At 67.1% G+C, this 16,542-nt stretch carries 11 protein-coding genes; 7 read left to right on the plus strand and 4 right to left on the minus strand.

Annotated features, from left to right (window positions below; all coding sequences use genetic code 11):
* The first annotated feature begins 265 nt into the window (after positions 1-265).
* Positions 266-2,881: a sensor domain-containing protein gene (locus AC1DS6_RS21520; protein WP_477103037.1), complete on the plus strand. Its 2,616-nt coding sequence runs from the start codon at positions 266-268 to the stop codon at positions 2,879-2,881.
* A 120-nt stretch (positions 2,882-3,001) separates the two neighbouring features.
* Here the strand turns inward: AC1DS6_RS21520 and AC1DS6_RS21525 are convergent, their stop codons facing one another.
* Positions 3,002-3,205, minus strand: a complete 204-nt coding sequence (locus AC1DS6_RS21525; protein ID WP_441629084.1) for a CopG family transcriptional regulator — start codon at positions 3,203-3,205, stop codon at positions 3,002-3,004.
* A 468-nt stretch (positions 3,206-3,673) separates the two neighbouring features.
* Between AC1DS6_RS21525 and AC1DS6_RS21530 the strand changes: the two genes are divergently transcribed.
* The gene (locus AC1DS6_RS21530) at positions 3,674-3,853 is read left to right on the plus strand and encodes a hypothetical protein (RefSeq protein WP_035864305.1); all 180 of its coding nucleotides are present in this window, start codon (positions 3,674-3,676) and stop codon (positions 3,851-3,853) included.
* Between the two features lie 33 nt (positions 3,854-3,886).
* Here AC1DS6_RS21530 and AC1DS6_RS21535 read toward each other — a convergent pair whose 3' ends face one another.
* Positions 3,887-6,880, minus strand: coding sequence for a transglycosylase domain-containing protein (locus AC1DS6_RS21535; protein ID WP_441629086.1), 2,994 nt, complete (start codon positions 6,878-6,880; stop codon positions 3,887-3,889).
* Between the two features lie 231 nt (positions 6,881-7,111).
* Positions 7,112-8,653 (minus strand): methyl-accepting chemotaxis protein, encoded by a 1,542-nt coding sequence (locus AC1DS6_RS21540; protein WP_477103038.1) that lies wholly within the window; start codon positions 8,651-8,653, stop codon positions 7,112-7,114.
* Positions 8,654-8,887: 234 nt separating this feature from the next.
* On the opposite strand from AC1DS6_RS21540, the gene AC1DS6_RS21545 reads away from it, so the two are divergent.
* Positions 8,888-10,444, plus strand: a complete 1,557-nt coding sequence (locus AC1DS6_RS21545; RefSeq protein ID WP_477103048.1) for a methyl-accepting chemotaxis protein — start codon at positions 8,888-8,890, stop codon at positions 10,442-10,444.
* A 42-nt stretch (positions 10,445-10,486) separates the two neighbouring features.
* Here AC1DS6_RS21545 and AC1DS6_RS21550 read toward each other — a convergent pair whose 3' ends face one another.
* Positions 10,487-11,353 carry a LysR substrate-binding domain-containing protein gene (locus AC1DS6_RS21550; RefSeq protein ID WP_477103039.1) on the minus strand — a complete coding sequence of 289 codons (867 nt, stop codon included), beginning with the start codon at positions 11,351-11,353 and terminating at the stop codon, positions 10,487-10,489.
* Between the two features lie 137 nt (positions 11,354-11,490).
* On the opposite strand from AC1DS6_RS21550, the gene AC1DS6_RS21555 reads away from it, so the two are divergent.
* The 4 genes from AC1DS6_RS21555 (at position 11,491) to metC (ending at position 16,480) form a co-directional block, all read left to right on the plus strand.
* Complete coding sequence (locus AC1DS6_RS21555) at positions 11,491-12,078, plus strand: cysteine dioxygenase family protein (protein WP_441629092.1); 588 nt, start codon at positions 11,491-11,493, stop codon at positions 12,076-12,078.
* 136 nt (positions 12,079-12,214) lie between these two features.
* Positions 12,215-13,834 (plus strand): rhodanese-like domain-containing protein, encoded by a 1,620-nt coding sequence (locus AC1DS6_RS21560; protein ID WP_477103040.1) that lies wholly within the window; start codon positions 12,215-12,217, stop codon positions 13,832-13,834.
* Between the two features lie 262 nt (positions 13,835-14,096).
* Positions 14,097-15,110, plus strand: coding sequence for a Bug family tripartite tricarboxylate transporter substrate binding protein (locus tag AC1DS6_RS21565; protein WP_441634953.1), 1,014 nt, complete (start codon positions 14,097-14,099; stop codon positions 15,108-15,110).
* A 131-nt stretch (positions 15,111-15,241) separates the two neighbouring features.
* On the plus strand, positions 15,242-16,480 hold the full coding sequence (gene metC / locus AC1DS6_RS21570) for a cystathionine beta-lyase (RefSeq protein WP_477103041.1): 1,239 nt from the start codon (positions 15,242-15,244) through the stop codon (positions 16,478-16,480).
* The last annotated feature ends 62 nt before the right edge of the window (positions 16,481-16,542 follow it).

Raw genomic sequence — 16,542 nt, forward strand, 5'->3', positions numbered from 1 at the left:
GTGCATCGCGCCGCCAGGACAGCGCGCCATTATGCCAAGCCGGCCGCGTCGCGCCGGCCTTGCGGCAGGCGCTGCCATTGCGGTCCTGCGCGGGCAATCCGCGGTTTTCAGCGGTCGCTGAATCAATTCCCGGATAGCGGTATGCAAAAAAAACTTCAGGATCCGCTACCGGATGCCGATACCTGCATCAGAGCCGAGTCAATGTCCCATGAGCCCAGGCGGGCCAGGCAGGCATTCTCGGGCGTTAGCGACGTTTACCTCACCCATGCCAGACAGAGACAAAGCGCTCAGCATAGCCGACCCGCATCAGTTGTTCCGCAATTCGCTTGAGCAAGCTTCCGACGCCGTCTTCGTACTGAACACGGACAACCGGGTGATCTTCCTGAACGCAGCGGCGGAGACACTCTATGGGGCATCCCGCAAGCAAGTCTTCGGGATGGACGTGGACGCGCTCGTGCAAAAGCTGCCCGGCATCGGCGCGCGCGCTCACGGCGCGGAACCCGGTCAGGACGGCGAGCATGCCCTGCCTTTGCCCGCCGTCCAGATCCTGCGGCCGGACGGCGAGCGGCGCTTTGGCTTTATCGCGGAGGCCAGTACCCGGCTCGGAGACGTCACGCTGCGCACGCTACTGTTGAAGGTGGCGGGCAGCATCGAACCCAGCCGCGACGACCATCCACTGCTTTCGGTCATCGCCGACGAGATCGACAGCGCGGTCCTCGTGGTCGATGACGACTGGCATATTGTGTACGCGAACGCCGGGCTCACGCGCATGCTCGGCTACACGCGCGGCGAGATGGTTGGAAAGACGCCGCGCGAGCTGCTAGCCCGCGAATTCACGGATCCGGGCGTGATGGAGCGGCTGCATGCCCACCGCTCCTCCCCCGGCGGCGAACGCCATGAAGCGCTGGTGTACGCGCGCGATGGCAGCCCGCTGTGGGTCTCCGCCACGGTCCGGCATCTGGTCGCCAGCGACCGTCATCCGACCGGGGGCGACCGGCATCACGGCATCGTCATCCTCACGGATATCACTCAGCAGAAAGCCTACGAACTGCTGCAGCGAAAGGTGTTGCAGGCCATGGTGATGGAGCAGCCGCTCCCGGCCGTGATGGAACTGATCTGTGAGGAAGTGCAACGCGTTGCGCCTTCAGTGATTGCTTCGGTACTGCGGGTGGACGCCGACGGCCGTTTGCGCCCGCTGGCCGCGCCGAGCCTGCCGGCGCACTACGCGGCGGCACTGGACGGCATGAGCATAGGGCCCGCTGCCGGCTCCTGCGGCTCGGCCGCCTGGCTGGGCGAGCCGGTGGTGGTCAGCGATATCGCCAACGATCCGCTGTGGGCGGATTACCGCGATCTCGCCCTGCCGCTTGGCCTGGCGGCGTGCTGGTCGTATCCGATCAAGGCCAGCGACGGGCGCGTACTCGCCACGCTGGCGTTCTACTATCGCACTGTCCGCCAGCCAGATGCGTTCCACCTACAGCTCTTCGAGGTGTGCACTTCGCTATGCAAGCTCGCGTTTGAACGCGAGGCAGCGGCCGAGCGGATCATGCAGCTCGACCACTACGATTCGCTGACCGGCCTGCCCAACCGCAGCCTGCTGCAGATGCAGGCTAGCACCCTGCTGCTCGCCGCACGCCAGGCCGGCACCACGCTCTGCGTGCTGTTCGTCGACCTGGACCGTTTCAAGCATATCAACGACTCGCTTGGCCACGCCGGCGGCGACAAGCTGTTGCGCGAGGTTGCCCAGCGCCTGATCGCGCATGCCGGAGAATCCGCGCTGGTGGCACGGCTTTCGGGCGACGAGTTCGCTCTGGTACTGCCCGACAGCGACCGCCCCCGGACCATTGCCGCGGGCAAGCGCATCCTGGCCGCGCTGCACCAGCCGCTGCGCATCGATCACGCCAGCATCGCTCCGTCGGCCAGCATCGGAATCAGCATGTTTCCCGCCGACGGCGATGCCCTGGACTACCTGCTGCACTGCGCCGAGATGGCCATGTACGACGCCAAGGCCGCGGGGCGCAACCTGTTCCGCTTCTTCAGCATCGAGATGAACTGGGCCGCCCAGGAGCGCCTTGCGCTGGAATCGGCACTGCGCGATGCCTTGCTCGCGGAGGAACTGCATCTCAATTTCCAGCCCCAGGTGTTCCTGCGGGATGGGCGGCTCTACGGCCTGGAAGTCCTGGTCCGCTGGCATCACCCGCATTTCGGCATGGTGTCGCCCGACCGCTTCGTACCGCTGGCCGAAGACAGCGGCCTGATCGGCGCACTCGATCGCTGGGTGCTGGAGCAATCGTGCGCGCAACTCGCCGCCTGGCGCCTGCAGGGGCTGTCCGTGCCCACGATCTCGGTCAATATCTCGCCCGCCAGCTTCCGGGACCCGGGGCTGCCGGCACAAGTGGCCGAGACCCTGGCCCGCCACGGCCTGCCCGCCCAGGCGCTGGTGCTGGAGATGACCGAGGGGCTGCTGATGGAGGATGACGCCGGCATTGCCGCCACCGTCGCGGCCATCCACGCACAGGGCGTACGCTTGTCCATGGACGACTTCGGCACGGGATATTCCAGCCTTGGCTATCTCAGGCAGTTGCCCGTGCACCAGCTCAAGCTTGACAAGAGTTTCGTGATCGACCTGGAAAGCGATGCCGCCGCCCGCGAACTGGCCAGCGCCGTCATCCGTATTGGCGACAGCCTGAAACTCGCGGTGGTCGCCGAAGGCGTGGAAAACGAAGCGCAGCGCCAGTTCCTGCTCTCGCAGGGATGCCATATGGGACAAGGCTACCTGTTCTCGCGCCCGCTGGACGCCGCCGCGGTAGCACGCTGGATCACCACGCCACGGCCGGCCGAACACCAGTCCGCGGTGCCCGGCGACCGGCATTCCAAGCGCTGAGGGCAACGTTCACGTCTGGACCCGCCCAGGGCGATAGCCCGGGCGGTTCGCGCGGCCGGCTCAGGACGGCGAAGCCGGTCTCGCGTTTCCAGCCGCGCCCGCCGCTTTGGCGGCCTGCGCTCAGGCTTCCTCGCCCCCCACCTGCGCCTCGCCACCAAGCCGTGGCTTGGTGGCATAAGCTACGCCATGCATTTCCAGATAGTCGCGAATCAACTGGCGCACTACCTGGGAGGGCGTCTTGTCCTGTGCCGCGCACAGGTTCTCGAAGGCGTTCTTCTTCACCGGGTCGATCAGCAGGGTGAGACGGGCGGTTTTGGATTCCATGGGATTGCAGAGTGCCAGCCAGTGCGCCAGCAATGTTAATTTGATTAACATTTAATGATAATAGAACAACGGCCCAAGGGCAACCGACCGTCTTTCGTGCTGTGCAAAGGACTGGGCATTATCGATGTTTTTACCGAGGGTGCCGGGGGGCTGGCCATGTGATATCCCCGCTCGACCTCATCCACGGCTTGCTTTATTCCTGTACCGGGGCCGGTTGCCGTGGTGGCCGCGCAACGCCCCACCGGCCGCATGGCTGCCGCGGTCATCATCGCGCCATGGATCAGGGCAGCCATGGTGATGACCACGCGGCTCGCGCGGTACACTCCGTGGCTCGGACGCAACTGATTTACGGCCCAACACCACAAAGGTTCGCGCAGACACATTGCTTTGCAATTGCCCGGCTCGCCGCTATCTACAATCGAATTGTCGGGAGGCACATCCCGCCCATCAACGAGCCAGCAACGCATCATGCAGGACCAAGCTTTACCTCCCATCGTGATTTGCCTGCAGGGCCTGCGCGAGTTTGCCGCTTCGCTCACCGCGGGCTCCTTGCTCCAGTCCGCCACCTTGCAGGTGATCGCCGAATACGAACGCAATGCCCGGACTTCCGAGGACGCGTACTGCGCGCGGCTCCACTGCTGGGACTAGCCGCGGATCCAGCGGGACTGCCGTGCCGGCCGTTCAATGCCGGCACGCCAGCGGAGAGCGCGCGCCGCCGTCGCGCACCAGCGGCAGGATCGTAGGCGCGAGCGATTTCAGCAGTTGCACGGACAGCGCGCTGGTGAAGGCGTAGCGCGCGGCGTAGGGTTCCTGCACATAAGCCGTAACGTTGCCGAAATAACGGTCGCCAAGGAAGAATACGAAGGTGGCCGAGCGGCTGACCACGCGCGAGGAAATCAGCCGGCCGCCCGGCCCGTAGACTTCGTAGCGATGGTCGCCGGTGCCGGTCTTGCCGCCGGCCAGGATGCCGCTGCTGCCCAGCGCGGCTTTCAGCGAGCCAGCCGTGCCCGAATTCACCACGCCGACCAGCGCCGCGCGCACTACCTCCGAGATGTCCTCGCTCAACAGCCGCTTGCCCTGCCCGGCCAGCCCGAAATCGGTGGCGTATGGCGTGCCCTGCGCGAATTCCAGGCTGCGCAGCGCGGTCGCCTGCTGGCGCACGCCATTGCCCTGGATAATCCCGACCAGTTCGGCCAGGGCGGCGGGACGATCGCCGGCAGCGCCGATCGCCGAGGCATATGACGGCGTGATCCCGCTGAACGGATAGCCCAGCCGTTGCCAGCGCCGCGCGATTTCGGCGAAAGCCTGGCGCTCCAGCTGGCTGCGGATGCGGCGGGTCTGGCCACCGGGATTGCGAGCCTTGAACAGCCAGACGTACACCTCCTGGCGCTGGTCGGCGCTGTCGCGCAAGACTTCATCCAGGCTGGCGTCAGGCCGCTGGCGCAGGTAATCCAGCAGCCATAGCTCCAGCGGATGCACCCGTGCGAGGTAGCCGCGGTCGTTGAGCGAGAAGCTGGTCTGGCCGTACTTGCGGTACAGCGTCGCCAGCTTGTCATCGGTCAGCCCCACGCGCGGCAGGGTGGCACGCATGATCTTGTTGAACTGCTCCGGATCGATGTCAGGTTCGACGCTACGTAGCGCCACCGCCAGCCCCACCGGCGAGAAGTACCGGTTTTCCAGCAAGCGCTTCAACGCTTCCTGATGGGTCTTGCCGCGATACTTCGAATAAAAAGCGCGCAGGTAGTCGCTACCCTCCTTGTCGGCAAAGCGGACCAGGTAGGCCCGCCGCTGCGGCGCGGCCGGGTTGTTCAGCCACTCGTCGGCATCGGGATGCAGCCGGTAGGTCTCGTAACGCACGATATCCCGCATCAGGCGGATGAAGACCAGGTTCACGGAATGCTCGAAACCCTCCCGCACGGGCATGATCTTCGTGTTCTCCCAACGCTCGAAGTTGGTGAAGGTCTGTAGCCCGCCGCCGGTAAAGAACGCTTCGCCCGCCCCGCCGGAGTAGCGGCGCAGCATGGCGGCCTCCAGGATGGCGCGACGGCTCTTGTCGGAAGCGGTGAGCAGGTAGTTCAAAACCCACTGGGTCAACACATCGAGCTTGGCCGGCTTGACCTCGCGCAACCCGGCGGGCGCCATGTCGGCATATTTCTCATGCAGTTCCGAGATGATCTCGAGGTAAGTCACCAGCGTGCGCAGCTTGGCGGTGGAGCCCAGGTTAAGCCGCGCGCCGCGGTTGAGGTCGAACGGCAGGTCCAGGTTGTCGGCCTGCACGCGCAGCAGGTTCGCGCCGTCGATCTTCTCGTAGAGCGTGAAGCTGATCGCCAGCTTGCCGGGGTCGTCGCCTTCGCGCAGCAGGTTGTGGCCATACATGTTGAAGGCATGGGCGCCATCGCGCGTGCCCGCCTTCAATAGCGCCTCTGTGACGACACGTTGCAGACCGGTATTGATGGTGCTATGGGCCGTCAGGTCGAGGCGGTCCAGTTCATAGCTGCTGTCGAGATCGAGATAGCGCAGCAGGTCGGTGCGCACGCCGCTCAGGGCCTTGCGCGAAACAAACGAGATTTCGGGCCGGTCCAGCGACGGGGGAGACAGCTTCAGTGGCTGCGCCAGCGCCGCATCGCGCAGCCACGGCGGGATGGCGCCCGCAGCCGCCAGCAAGCGCAGGTAGCTGTCGGTCAATGCCACCAGCCCGGCGGTATTGCGGCGCAGGAAATGCGATGGCCCGCGCTGCGCGATGATCAGCGAAAGCGCCTCCTTGAACACCTTCGCCTGCCGCTCGCCGAGTTCGCCTTCGCCCTGGCCAGCGCCGGGTCCCGGGCCTGCCGCATTCGCCAGCAAGCGGTTGGCCTCGTCGAAATCCTGCCCGTACCAGGCCCACAGGCCATCCCCCAGCCCGTTGATCTCGCCCAGGCCGGCACGGGCCGAAAGCGGCACGGAGTTCAGGTAATCGAGCAGGATGCGCTGCCTGGCGGCCACGGTGTTCGGGCCGTCCAGATAGGCGCGCATCGACGCGCTGGCCATCTGCCGAAGCTTTTCCTTGGGCGAACTGGTTCGTCCCGCGCGCGAATGGCGGTATTTCTCGATCTGGGTGGCGAGCGTGCTGCCGCCGGCGGCGTCGTGCTTGTCGTTGAAAAAGCGCACGCCCTGGTCCATTGCGGCGCGCGTGAAGCGCCGCACATCAAGCGCGGGGTTGCGCGTGGGAAATTCGGGATCGAGCAGGTCGCGGTTCTCGATAAAGAGCAAGGCGCCCACCAGCAAGCCTGGAATCTGGTCGAAGCTGCCGTAGGTACGGGGCGGCGCGCTCCTGGCATTGAACGCCTCATCATTGCAATCGAGCAGGTCCAGGCGCGCATGGGTCTTTTCGTGGTACGGCGCGAATAAGCCGGAATCGGTCAGCTCGAGCATCTGGTCGGACCAGCGCGCCTGGCGTTCGCGGCGATAACCGCGCGCCTCCAGCAGTTCCGTGAACTGCGGCAAGCGGCTGTAGCCGAAGCGCAGATCATAAGGCCCGTCTTCCGGAAAGCGGATGCGATCACTCGGACCGTCCTTCACCGCGAACGCGATGTCCTTCGCCCGCCCGGCAAAGTAGCGCGCCTGCAACCGCGAAGTGGCCAGCTCCTCGCTGACGGCCGCGCAGACGAAGTAGACGCCACTAATGAGCAGCGCCAATAACAGTAGCCTGGGCCAGAGACGTCGACGCACGATTCAGGTCCGTTTGCGAGGAAACCGGGGATTCCCGGCACTTCGGCCACCGCAGGCCGCCTGCTGGTAACGATGGCACCGTTCCGCCACCTTTGTCACTACGTATACCCTAGTCCAATGGGGCCAAACGCACAAAAGTGGCATGCGGCGCCACCGCGCATCCCCCATCCCGCCATATGCGCGGGCCCGACCGCCAGCTTACACGCGGAACGCGGCGATAGCCTGGTCCAGTTGGCGCGCCTGCTCCTCCAGCGAGGCCGCCGCGGCAGCAGCCTGCTCGACCAGCGCGGCGTTTTGCTGGGTGCCTTCGTCCATCGACGTCACCGCCCGGTTGACCTGCTCGATGCCGCTGCTCTGCTCGGCCGAGGCGGCGGCGATTTCGCCCATGATGTCGGTCACGCGGCGAATCGCCGCGACCACGTCCTCCATGGTGCTGGCCGCGCGCCCGGCCAGGCTGCTGCCGGTTGCGACATGCGCCAGCGAAGTCTCGATCATGGACTTGATCTCGCGCGCCGCGCCGGCGCTGCGCTGCGCCAGGCCGCGCACTTCGCCCGCTACCACGGCGAAGCCGCGCCCCTGCTCGCCCGCGCGGGCAGCCTCGACGGCGGCATTGAGCGCCAGGATATTGGTCTGGAAGGCAATGCCGTCGACGACACCGATGATCTCCGCGACGGTCTTGGCCGCAGCGCTGATATCGCCCATGGTGGCCATCACGTCGCCTACCACCGCGCCACCCTGGTGGGCCACCTCGGCCGCGCTGACGGCAAGCTGGCTGGCCTGGCGCGCGTTGTCGGCGTTCTGGCGCACCGTGGAGGTCATCTGTTCCATGCTGGACGCCGTTTCTTCCAGGGAGGCGGCTTGCGCCTCCGTGCGGCCGGAGAGGTCGGCGTTGCCGGCTGCGATCTGCCGCGTGGCTGCGGTGATCGCACCGGCGCCCTGGCGCACGCGCCCCACTGTGTGCGCCAGGCTGGCCTGCATGCGCGCCAGGCCTTCAAGCAGGCGCCCCATCTCATCGCGGCGCGTAACCTGCACGGGATGGCTGAGATCGCCCGCCGCGATGCGGTCGAACTGCTTCAGCGCCAGTTCCAGCGGGCCAACGATGGCGCGCAGCAGGAACACGGCGCAAGCGGCCGCCACCAGCAGCGCCAGTACGATGGCGGCAATCACCCCGTTGCGGAAATGGCGATACGCCACCTGCGACGCCTCGAAATTGCCGGCGGCCATCTTGAGTTGGAACTGGCTCAGCTTGAGGCTGCTGTCATTGGCGTCGCGAAACAGGCGGGAGAGCTTGCCGTCCATGATCTGGTCGGCCAGAGCGCGGTCCCCGGCCCGCAGCGCGGCGATGATGGCGGCGATGCCATCGCGGTTGGCGGCCTCCCGCTTGGCCGCGACAGCCACGGCCAACTGGTCTTCCTCGCTGTCGCGCGGCAAAGCCATGAAGCGCTTCCATGCCTCGTCCGAACGCCGTGTCAGCTCTTCGGTACGGTCGAGCAAACCCTTGGCTTCCGGGCTGTCCGGGTAGAGCATGGCGCGGTCCAGCGCCGTACGCGCGCGGGTGAGGCTCAGGTCCGCTTCGCCCAGCGCCAGCGCCGAAGCGAGCTGGTTCGTGTAGGTGGACTCATGCGCGTCGTTGGCGGCACGCAAGCCGAGCAAGGCGGCCACTCCCACGCCCAGGGCAAGCAGGAACAGCAGGGAAACGGTAGCGAGAAGGCGGGCGCGAATGGTAAGGCTGGCAAGCATGGCGAGGTGCCCGGAGGCTAATGGCTGTGGAGCCCGCGCTGGGCTGAAAGCCTGTCTATCGGTGCGGTGCGGCGACAACTTGAGGGTCGGCCGCAAGTTGTGCGCAAACAGACACCTGGCCGCCTATTTCACACATCGGGATTGATCTGACGCAAACATCGGCATGATCCCGGTCAAGTCCGGGCCACGGCCTCCGTTAGTCCGGTGATCTCAAACCCCTGTCCCGATCCGATGATGAATAACCTGAGCGTGCGCACCGCCTTGCTGGGCATCCTGGTGACCTTTGCATGCATGATCGTGTTTGGCGCCGGCGTCGGCGTGCTCGCGCTAGGCGCCGCCAACCAGGCAACCGGCCGCGTCCAGCAGCTTTCCGCCACCACGCTGTTGCTCAACGATGCGTACAAGGACATGACCCGGGCTCGCGCAGCGCTAGCACGGGCCTACGCCACGGCGCGCGAGGGTGGTGCCGGGGTCGATACCGGCGCGCTTGATGCCGCCGCCAAAGCCCTCGGAAATTCCGCCAGGGCGTTGCAGCGCTTCGAGGCCACGCCCGCGCAGGAAGAGCAGGACGCGTCCCTGCGCCGCCAGGTCGCCGACGCCGCGCGGCGCCATGCCGGCACGATAGAGCGCGCCATGGCAGCGCTGCGCAGCGGCGACGCTGCTGCCTATGCCACCCTCAACGACAAGGAAGTCCCGCCTTCGGGCGCGGACTACTCGGCGGGTGTCGAGCGCTTCCAGGTGGAGGCGGCCCGGCTGTCGCAACAGGAAACCGAAGCAAGCAGCGCGCGCTACCAGTTGGTGGTGAAACTGGTGGTGGTGGGCATCACCGCAGCGCTGGGCCTGATCGTGGCGGTACACCTGGGGCTGCGCGCGTTCGTCGTAGCGCCCCTGGCTGCCGCCGCCGAGCATCTCGACCGCGTGGCCAAGGGCGACCTGAGCCACCGCGCGGTGGCGGCCAGCGGCAATGAGGTGGGACGCGTGCTCGCCGCCGTGGCACGCATGCAGGAGGCGCTGACGCGCACCGTCAGCCAGGTGCGCGCAAGCTCCGACTCCGTCAACACCGGCGCGCGCGAGATTGCCGCGGGCAACACCGACCTGTCGGCACGCACCGAGCACCAATCCGCATCGCTCGAGCAGACCGCCGCCAGCATGGAGGAGCTCACCTCCACGGTCAGCAACAACACGGAAAGCGCGCGCCAGGCCAGCGAGCTGGCCGCCGAAGCCGCCCGCCTGGCCACGCGCGGCGGCGACGACGTACGCGGCGTGATACAGACCATGGGCGACATCAGCAGCAGTTCGAAGCGGATCGCCGACATTATCAGCGTGATCGACGGCATTGCATTCCAGACCAATATCCTGGCGCTCAACGCCGCCGTGGAAGCGGCGCGGGCGGGGGAGTCGGGACGCGGTTTCGCCGTGGTGGCGGGCGAGGTCCGCGCTCTGGCGCAACGCAGCGCCAGCGCCGCACGCGAGATCAAGTCCCTGATCGACGACTCCGCCAGCAAGGTCGGTGCGGGCAACGCACTCGTCGCCCAGGCCGGCCAGACCATGAGCGAGACCGTGGACGCCGTGCAGCGCCTGGCGCGGATCATGGAAGACATCTCGTCGGCATCGCTTGAGCAAAGCGCCGGCATCGTGCAGGTCAGCGAGGCCGTCACCCAGATGGAGGCCGTCACCCAGCAGAATGCGGCGCTGGTGGAACAGGCGGCCGCCGCGGCCGGATCGCTCGAAACGCAGGCGCGCCAGCTTGCCGAGGCGGTCGGCGCCTTCCGGCTCGCGCAGGCCGCCTGAGGGCCAGCGCGCTCGCCCCTCTACAACCACCTCAGGCCACTTTCATGCAGCCGCCAGTCCGCGCTGCAAAGTGGTCTTGAGCATGGAGAACACCTGCCGCGCCACCGGGTTGGCCGCATTCGGCCGGGCCCACAGGTAATACGTCACATCGGGCAGGCGCGGCAGCCCGTCCTTGTCGCCCAGCACCCGCATATCGGCGCCAAGCAGGTCGATACTACGGGCCGTGATGCCCAGGCCCGCGCGGATGGCCGCCTTGATGCCAATCAGGCTCGGCGCAAAATAGGCCGTGCGCCAGGGCACGCCGGCCTCCTTGAGCGCTTCCAGCGCCAGCTTGCGAAACAGGCTGGGTTCGTCGGCCAGGATCAAGGGCACCGTGCTGCCCCGCTCATAGGCAAAATCCGCCGCGCACACCCAGATGGTGGGCGAAGTGCGCAACACCAGGCCATCCAGGCTGCTGTCTTCGCGGGTGGAGACAGTCAGGTCGATTTCCCCGCGCCGCAACGACTCCATCAGGAAAGGGCTGCGCCCGACATGGATCTCCAGGCGCAAGGCGGGGGAAGCCCGCGCGATGTGCGACAGCAGCGGCGGCAGGATGGTGTCGGCCACATCGTGCGGCGCGCCGATACGCAGCGATCCGGTCAGGTCGCCCTCGCGCAGCACGCGCAACGCCTCGTCGTTCAGGTTCAGCAGTTGCCGCGCATATTCCACAAGCTTGTTGCCATGCCGTGTGAGTTGCTTGCCGCGCCCCTGGCGCTCGAACAACACCAGCGCCACCTGCTCCTCCAGCCGCTGCATCTGCTGGGTGACGGCGGACTGGGTGCGATGCAGCCGTTCCGCCGCCGCGGCAAAGGTACCGTGGTCGGCAATGGCCACCAGGGTGCGCAGCAGGTCCAGGTCGAGATTACGCATTCATTAGACTTGCTTAAGTGTTTTCATGGGTGATTAAGTGGTTTTGGGCACGGGCCTTCATTACAGTGAAACCAGACAAAGATACGTCCCGCCCCGCAAACCAAGAACTATCAAGACTCAGCAAGGATTCTAGAGACATGTCGATCGCACAACAACGCCAGGCCGCCGTCGGGGAAACCATTCGATCCATCAAGGAAATCGTAGCCAGCGGCGGTGTCACCCGTGACTCGCTGGCCAGCGTCCTGGATCAGGTGGCGCAACTGGCGGCCAGGCCGCAACTGTGGGCCGAGAGCGAATTCGCCCCGCCCGAGGAAGGCGAGCGCCAGGCCCGCTACCTGATTGCGGAAGATCCCGACCAGAGCTTCGCGCTGTACCTCAACGTGATGCGGCCGGGCAAGCGCATCCCGCCGCATGACCACACCACCTGGGCCTGCGTGGCCGGCGTGGTGGGGACCGAGTACAACGACGTCTACCTGCGCACCGACGACGGCAGCGTGCCGGGCGTGGGTACGCTGGCGCACTCGCACACCGTGGAAGTGGGCCCGGGCTCGGGCATCGCGCTGCTGCCCGACGACATCCACTCGGTCGAAATTCGCGGCGAAGCCGTGATCCGTCACCTGCATATGTACGGCCGCGCCCTGGAAACCCTGACCAGCCGCACCGCTTATGACCTCGAAACGGGCCGTTGCCAGGCCATGAGCGTGGGCGTCAAGACGCGCCGCTAAGCGGCACCGGGGCGGTGCGGCACTGACACGCCCGCACCGCCCCGCCTCTGCCGAAGCCCTTTTCCAACGCACTACCGCTTGCCTCCCGCCCGTGCGCGGCCAGGAGGCCAGGCCCCCTTTTTGCCTGAAGAACCGCATGCCCGACATCCTTACTACCCCTTACACCCTGCTCGATCCCGCTGCCCTCAAAGGCTGGCTGCACGACCAGGAGGAGATCGCCCTGTTCGATATCCGCGAACATGGCCAGTACGGCGAAGGCCATCCCTTCTACGCGGTACCGCTGCCTTACAGCCGGCTCGAACTAGACATAGGCCGGCTGGCCCCGAATCCTTCGGCGCGCATCGTGCTGGCCGACGATGGCGACGGCCTGGCGCCGAGCGCCGCGCAGGCCCTGGCGGCCCTCGGCTACACGCGCTTGTTCGTGCTGGACGGTGGCGTACCGGGCTGGCATGCCGCCGGCTATGCGCTGTTCGCCGGTGTCAATGTGCCATCCAAGACCTTCGGCGAACTGGCCGAGCACCATTACGGCACGCCCCGCGTCTCGGCCGCCGAACTGGCCGCCATGCAGGCCGGCGAGCAAGCCCCGGTGGTGCTTGACGGCCGGCCCGTCGCGGAATTCCGCAAGATGAATATCCCCGGCGCCATCTGCTGCCCCAATGGCGAGCTGGCCTACCGCCTGCGCGACCTCGTGCCGGACCCGGCCACGCCCATCGTGATCAACTGTGCCGGCCGCACGCGCAGCATCATCGGCGCCCAGACCTTGATCAATTTTGGCGTGCCCAACCCTGTATACGCGCTGGAAAACGGCACCCAGGGCTGGTACCTGAACGACTTCAGGCTGGAACACGGCGGCACGCGGCGCTATCCGGACAACGCCGCGCCCCGCGGCCTCGATGCGGGCCGCACCGCCGCGCAGGCGATGGCGCAGCGCTTCTCGGTCCCTCGCATCGATGTGGCCGAGGCCCGCGCGTGGCTCGACGACCGCTCGCGCACCACCTTCCTTTGCGACGTCCGCACGCCGGAGGAGTATGCCGCCGGGTCGGTACCCGGTGCCCAGAACACACCCGGCGGCCAGTTGATCCAGGCCACCGACCAATATGTGGGCGTGCGGCGCGCGCGCCTCGTGCTGATCGATGCCGATGGTGTGCGTGCGACCGTGGCAGCGAGCTGGCTGCGCCAGATGGGACACGACGCCGTAGTGCTCGAAGGCGGGCTGGAGGCGGCGCTTGGCGGCCGCCTGGCCGCGCCCGCCGGTCCGCAGGCGCCGGCTCGCGCCCTGCGCCGTATCGATGCCCCCACGCTGGCCGCGGGCCTGGCCGGGCAACAGGTGCTGGCGCTCGATGTGCGCGCCAGCATGGCGTATCGCGCCGGCCACGTGCCCGGCAGCCGCTGGTCGATCCGCCCGGTCTTTGCCCGCGACCTGGCCGGCGTGCCAAGCGACACGCCGCTGGTGCTGATCGGCGACGAAGGCCAGCCGGGACTGGCCGGGCTGGCTGCCGGCGAACTGGCGGTGCTCGGCTACCGCGATGTCCGCCTGCTGGCCGGCGGCGTGGATGCCTGGCAGGCCGCGGGAAATACGCTCGCCACGGGGGACGAGGCGAACAGCCTGCCGGATGCGCGCTGCATCGATTTCCTGTTCTTCGTGCACGACCGCCACGACGGCAACAAGGAAGCCGCGCGCCGCTACCTGGCGTGGGAGACCAACCTGATCGGCCAGCTTGACGCGCAGGAACTGGCCACTTTCCGATTCGCCTGATCCGGCCAGCCCGGGATCGTTCCGCAACATGACCCGCCAACAGCGACCGAGCCCTTCGCGCATCCGGCACCCGCCCGCACGCGTGCCGGGCCATGCGCGCGGACGGCAAGGCGAGTCGCCTGGCTTTGATTCCCACACGGCTCGACGGTGCAGCGCCAAGGGGACGTCCCGGCACTCCGGGAACACAGGGGCAAGCGGGGCCGCAGAAGCCCGCCCGGCCCCCCTTCGCTCTGGCATCTCTCTACATACAAAGGGGTTCTTCATGTCACGCATCAAGCAGGTACTGGCCGGCACTTTCGCCACCGTCGCAGTCCTCGCCATCACGATGGCCACGTCCGCTACATCCGCCACTGCACAGCCGCTGGCGCCGGTTGGCGGTTTCCCGTCGCAGCCGCTGCGCTTTGTCTCGCCGTTTCCGGCCGGCGGCGGCAACGATGCCGTCACCCGCATCGTCACCACGCGGCTCACCGAAGTGCTCGGGCAGACCGCCGTCACAGACAACCGCGGTGGCGCCGGCGGCAATATCGGTACGCGCTTCGTGGCCGAATCCAAACCCGACGGCTATACCCTGCTGACCTCGCAGGTGTCGGTGATGGCCGTCAATCCGACGCTGTACAGCGCCCCCGGCTTCGACCCGGTCAAGAACTTCATGCCGGTCACGCAGATCAACGCGGCGCCGCTGGCCATCGTGGTGGCAGCCAATGCGCCGTGGCAGACGTTTGCCGAACTGGCCGCCCAGGCCAAGGCCCAGCCGCAGAAGATCACCTTTGCCACGCCCGGCAACGGCACGCTCTCGCACCTGGTTGGCGTGGTGCTGGACAAGGACAGCGGGGTGGCCCTGCAGCATGTGCCCTACAAGGGTGCCGGCCCCGCTATCAACGATCTGCTGGGCGGGCAGGTGAATGTGCTGATCACTTCCACCTCCTCGGTGGCGAGCTTTATCCAGAGTGGCCGCATGCGTGCGCTGGCGGTCACCAGTCCACGCCGCCTGGGTGTGTTCGCCAAGGTCCCGACGCTTGAGGAACTCGGCTATCGCAATGCCCGCTTTGAAGACTGGTATGGCGTGTTCGCGCCGGCCGGGACTTCGCCCGAGCGTATCGCCTACCTGAACCGCGCCATCGCGCAGGTGCTGCAGATGCCCGAAGTGGTGAAGCTGATCAACGAAGGCGGCAGCGACGTGGTGGCCAGCAAGCCGGACGCATTCGCCGCGCAGCTCAAGAGCGACATCGCGCGCTGGTCGCACATCGTCAAGCTCTCCGGCGCCCGCGTGGACTGATCAGCCTGGATTCGAAGCGGCCGGCATGGCTCTTGCGGCCGCCTGCGCAGGCAATGACAAAGTACAAAAGACAAGCACCAGCCGTCATCACCGCCGTGCCACCCCGGCGCGGCGTCCTACCAGGCCAGGCCATGAAAAAGCACAGCATACTTACCCATCTCGCCCACGCCGGCCGAACCGCCTCCGTGGACGGCGGCCAGCCGGTCAATCCGCCCGTGGTGCGCGCCAGCACGGTGCTGTTCGACTCGGTGGCGCAGATGCGCGAGATGCGGGCGCGGCGCGGCAGCGAGCGCCTCTTCACTTATGGCGCGCGCGGCAACCCCACCGCGTTCGCACTGGAAGACATGGTCACCGAGCTGGAAGGCGGCTACCGTACGCGGCTCTTTCCCAGCGGGCTGGCGGCGGCGGCAATGACGCTGTTGGCCTATCTGCGCCCCGGCCAGCATGTGCTGCTGCCCGATTGCGTCTACGAGCCGGTGCGCAAGCTCGCCGAAGGCTTTCTCGCGCAGCACGGGATTGCCACCAGCTTCTATGCCGCCGACGGCCACGACCTGCAAGCCAGGCTGCGGCCCGAAACCCGTCTCGTGTACGTGGAAACGCCCGGCTCGCTGGCCTATGAGATGTGCGACCTGCCGGCCGTCGCCGACATAGCGCATCGTCATGGCGCGCTGGTGGCGGCCGACAACACCTGGGGCTCCGGCCTGCTGTACCAACCACTTGCGCTCGGCGCCGATATCTCCCTGATGGCCGCGACCAAATACCTGTCCGGGCATTCCGACGTCATGATGGGCACGGTCTGCACGACCGAGGCCGCCTGGCCCGCGTTGGCCGCGCTGGCCGACGCCTTCGGCATCGCTGTCAGCCCGGACGACGCCTATCTGGTGCAGCGGGGCATGCGCACGCTGGGCGCCCGCCTGTCCCAGCACGAACGCGGCGCCCTGGCGGTGGCGCACTGGCTGTGCACCCGCCCCGAAGTCGCCGAAGTGTTCTGCCCCGCCCTGCCCGGCGACCCCGGACACGCACTGTGGCGCCGTGATTGCCACGGCACCAACGGCCTGCTGTCGTTCGCCCTGCGCGATGCCGCGCCGGATGCCGCCGAACGCTTCATCGACAGCCTTGCGCTGTTCGGCATCGGCGCCTCCTGGGGCGGCTTCGAGAGCCTTGCTGTGATCGCCGACATGCACGCCGCGCGCACCGTCACCGACTGGTCGGCGCGCGGGCAGGTGATCCGCTTGCATATCGGGCTGGAGGAGATCGACGACCTGCTGGCGGACCTGGCGCAGGGGTTCGCGGCGATTGCCGCCGACAAGGAGACCGTCCTGCCTTTGGCGACACACGCGGATGCGCTGCCTGCACTGTCCGGGCATTAACAGGTGTCCGAATGGCACTGCGTCTTGTACCTCTGTGCTAGCATTGCATTCAATGCAAGCAT

The organism is Cupriavidus sp. 05L310 (assembly GCF_056398185.1).

Excerpts from the sequence above, each read along its gene's own strand:
- AC1DS6_RS21555 (WP_441629092.1), top strand. The coding sequence starts at position 11,491 with ATGTCGATCGCACAACAACGCCAGGCCGCCGTCGGGGAAACCATTCGA.
- AC1DS6_RS21560 (WP_477103040.1), top strand. The coding sequence starts at position 12,215 with ATGCCCGACATCCTTACTACCCCTTACACCCTGCTCGATCCCGCTGCC.
- AC1DS6_RS21520 (WP_477103037.1), top strand. The coding sequence starts at position 266 with ATGCCAGACAGAGACAAAGCGCTCAGCATAGCCGACCCGCATCAGTTG.
- AC1DS6_RS21525 (WP_441629084.1), bottom strand. The coding sequence starts at position 3,205 with ATGGAATCCAAAACCGCCCGTCTCACCCTGCTGATCGACCCGGTGAAG.
- AC1DS6_RS21540 (WP_477103038.1), bottom strand. The coding sequence starts at position 8,653 with ATGCTTGCCAGCCTTACCATTCGCGCCCGCCTTCTCGCTACCGTTTCC.
- AC1DS6_RS21545 (WP_477103048.1), top strand. The coding sequence starts at position 8,888 with ATGAATAACCTGAGCGTGCGCACCGCCTTGCTGGGCATCCTGGTGACC.
- AC1DS6_RS21530 (WP_035864305.1), top strand. The coding sequence starts at position 3,674 with ATGCAGGACCAAGCTTTACCTCCCATCGTGATTTGCCTGCAGGGCCTG.
- metC (WP_477103041.1), top strand. The coding sequence starts at position 15,242 with ATGAAAAAGCACAGCATACTTACCCATCTCGCCCACGCCGGCCGAACC.
- AC1DS6_RS21565 (WP_441634953.1), top strand. The coding sequence starts at position 14,097 with ATGTCACGCATCAAGCAGGTACTGGCCGGCACTTTCGCCACCGTCGCA.
- AC1DS6_RS21550 (WP_477103039.1), bottom strand. The coding sequence starts at position 11,353 with ATGCGTAATCTCGACCTGGACCTGCTGCGCACCCTGGTGGCCATTGCC.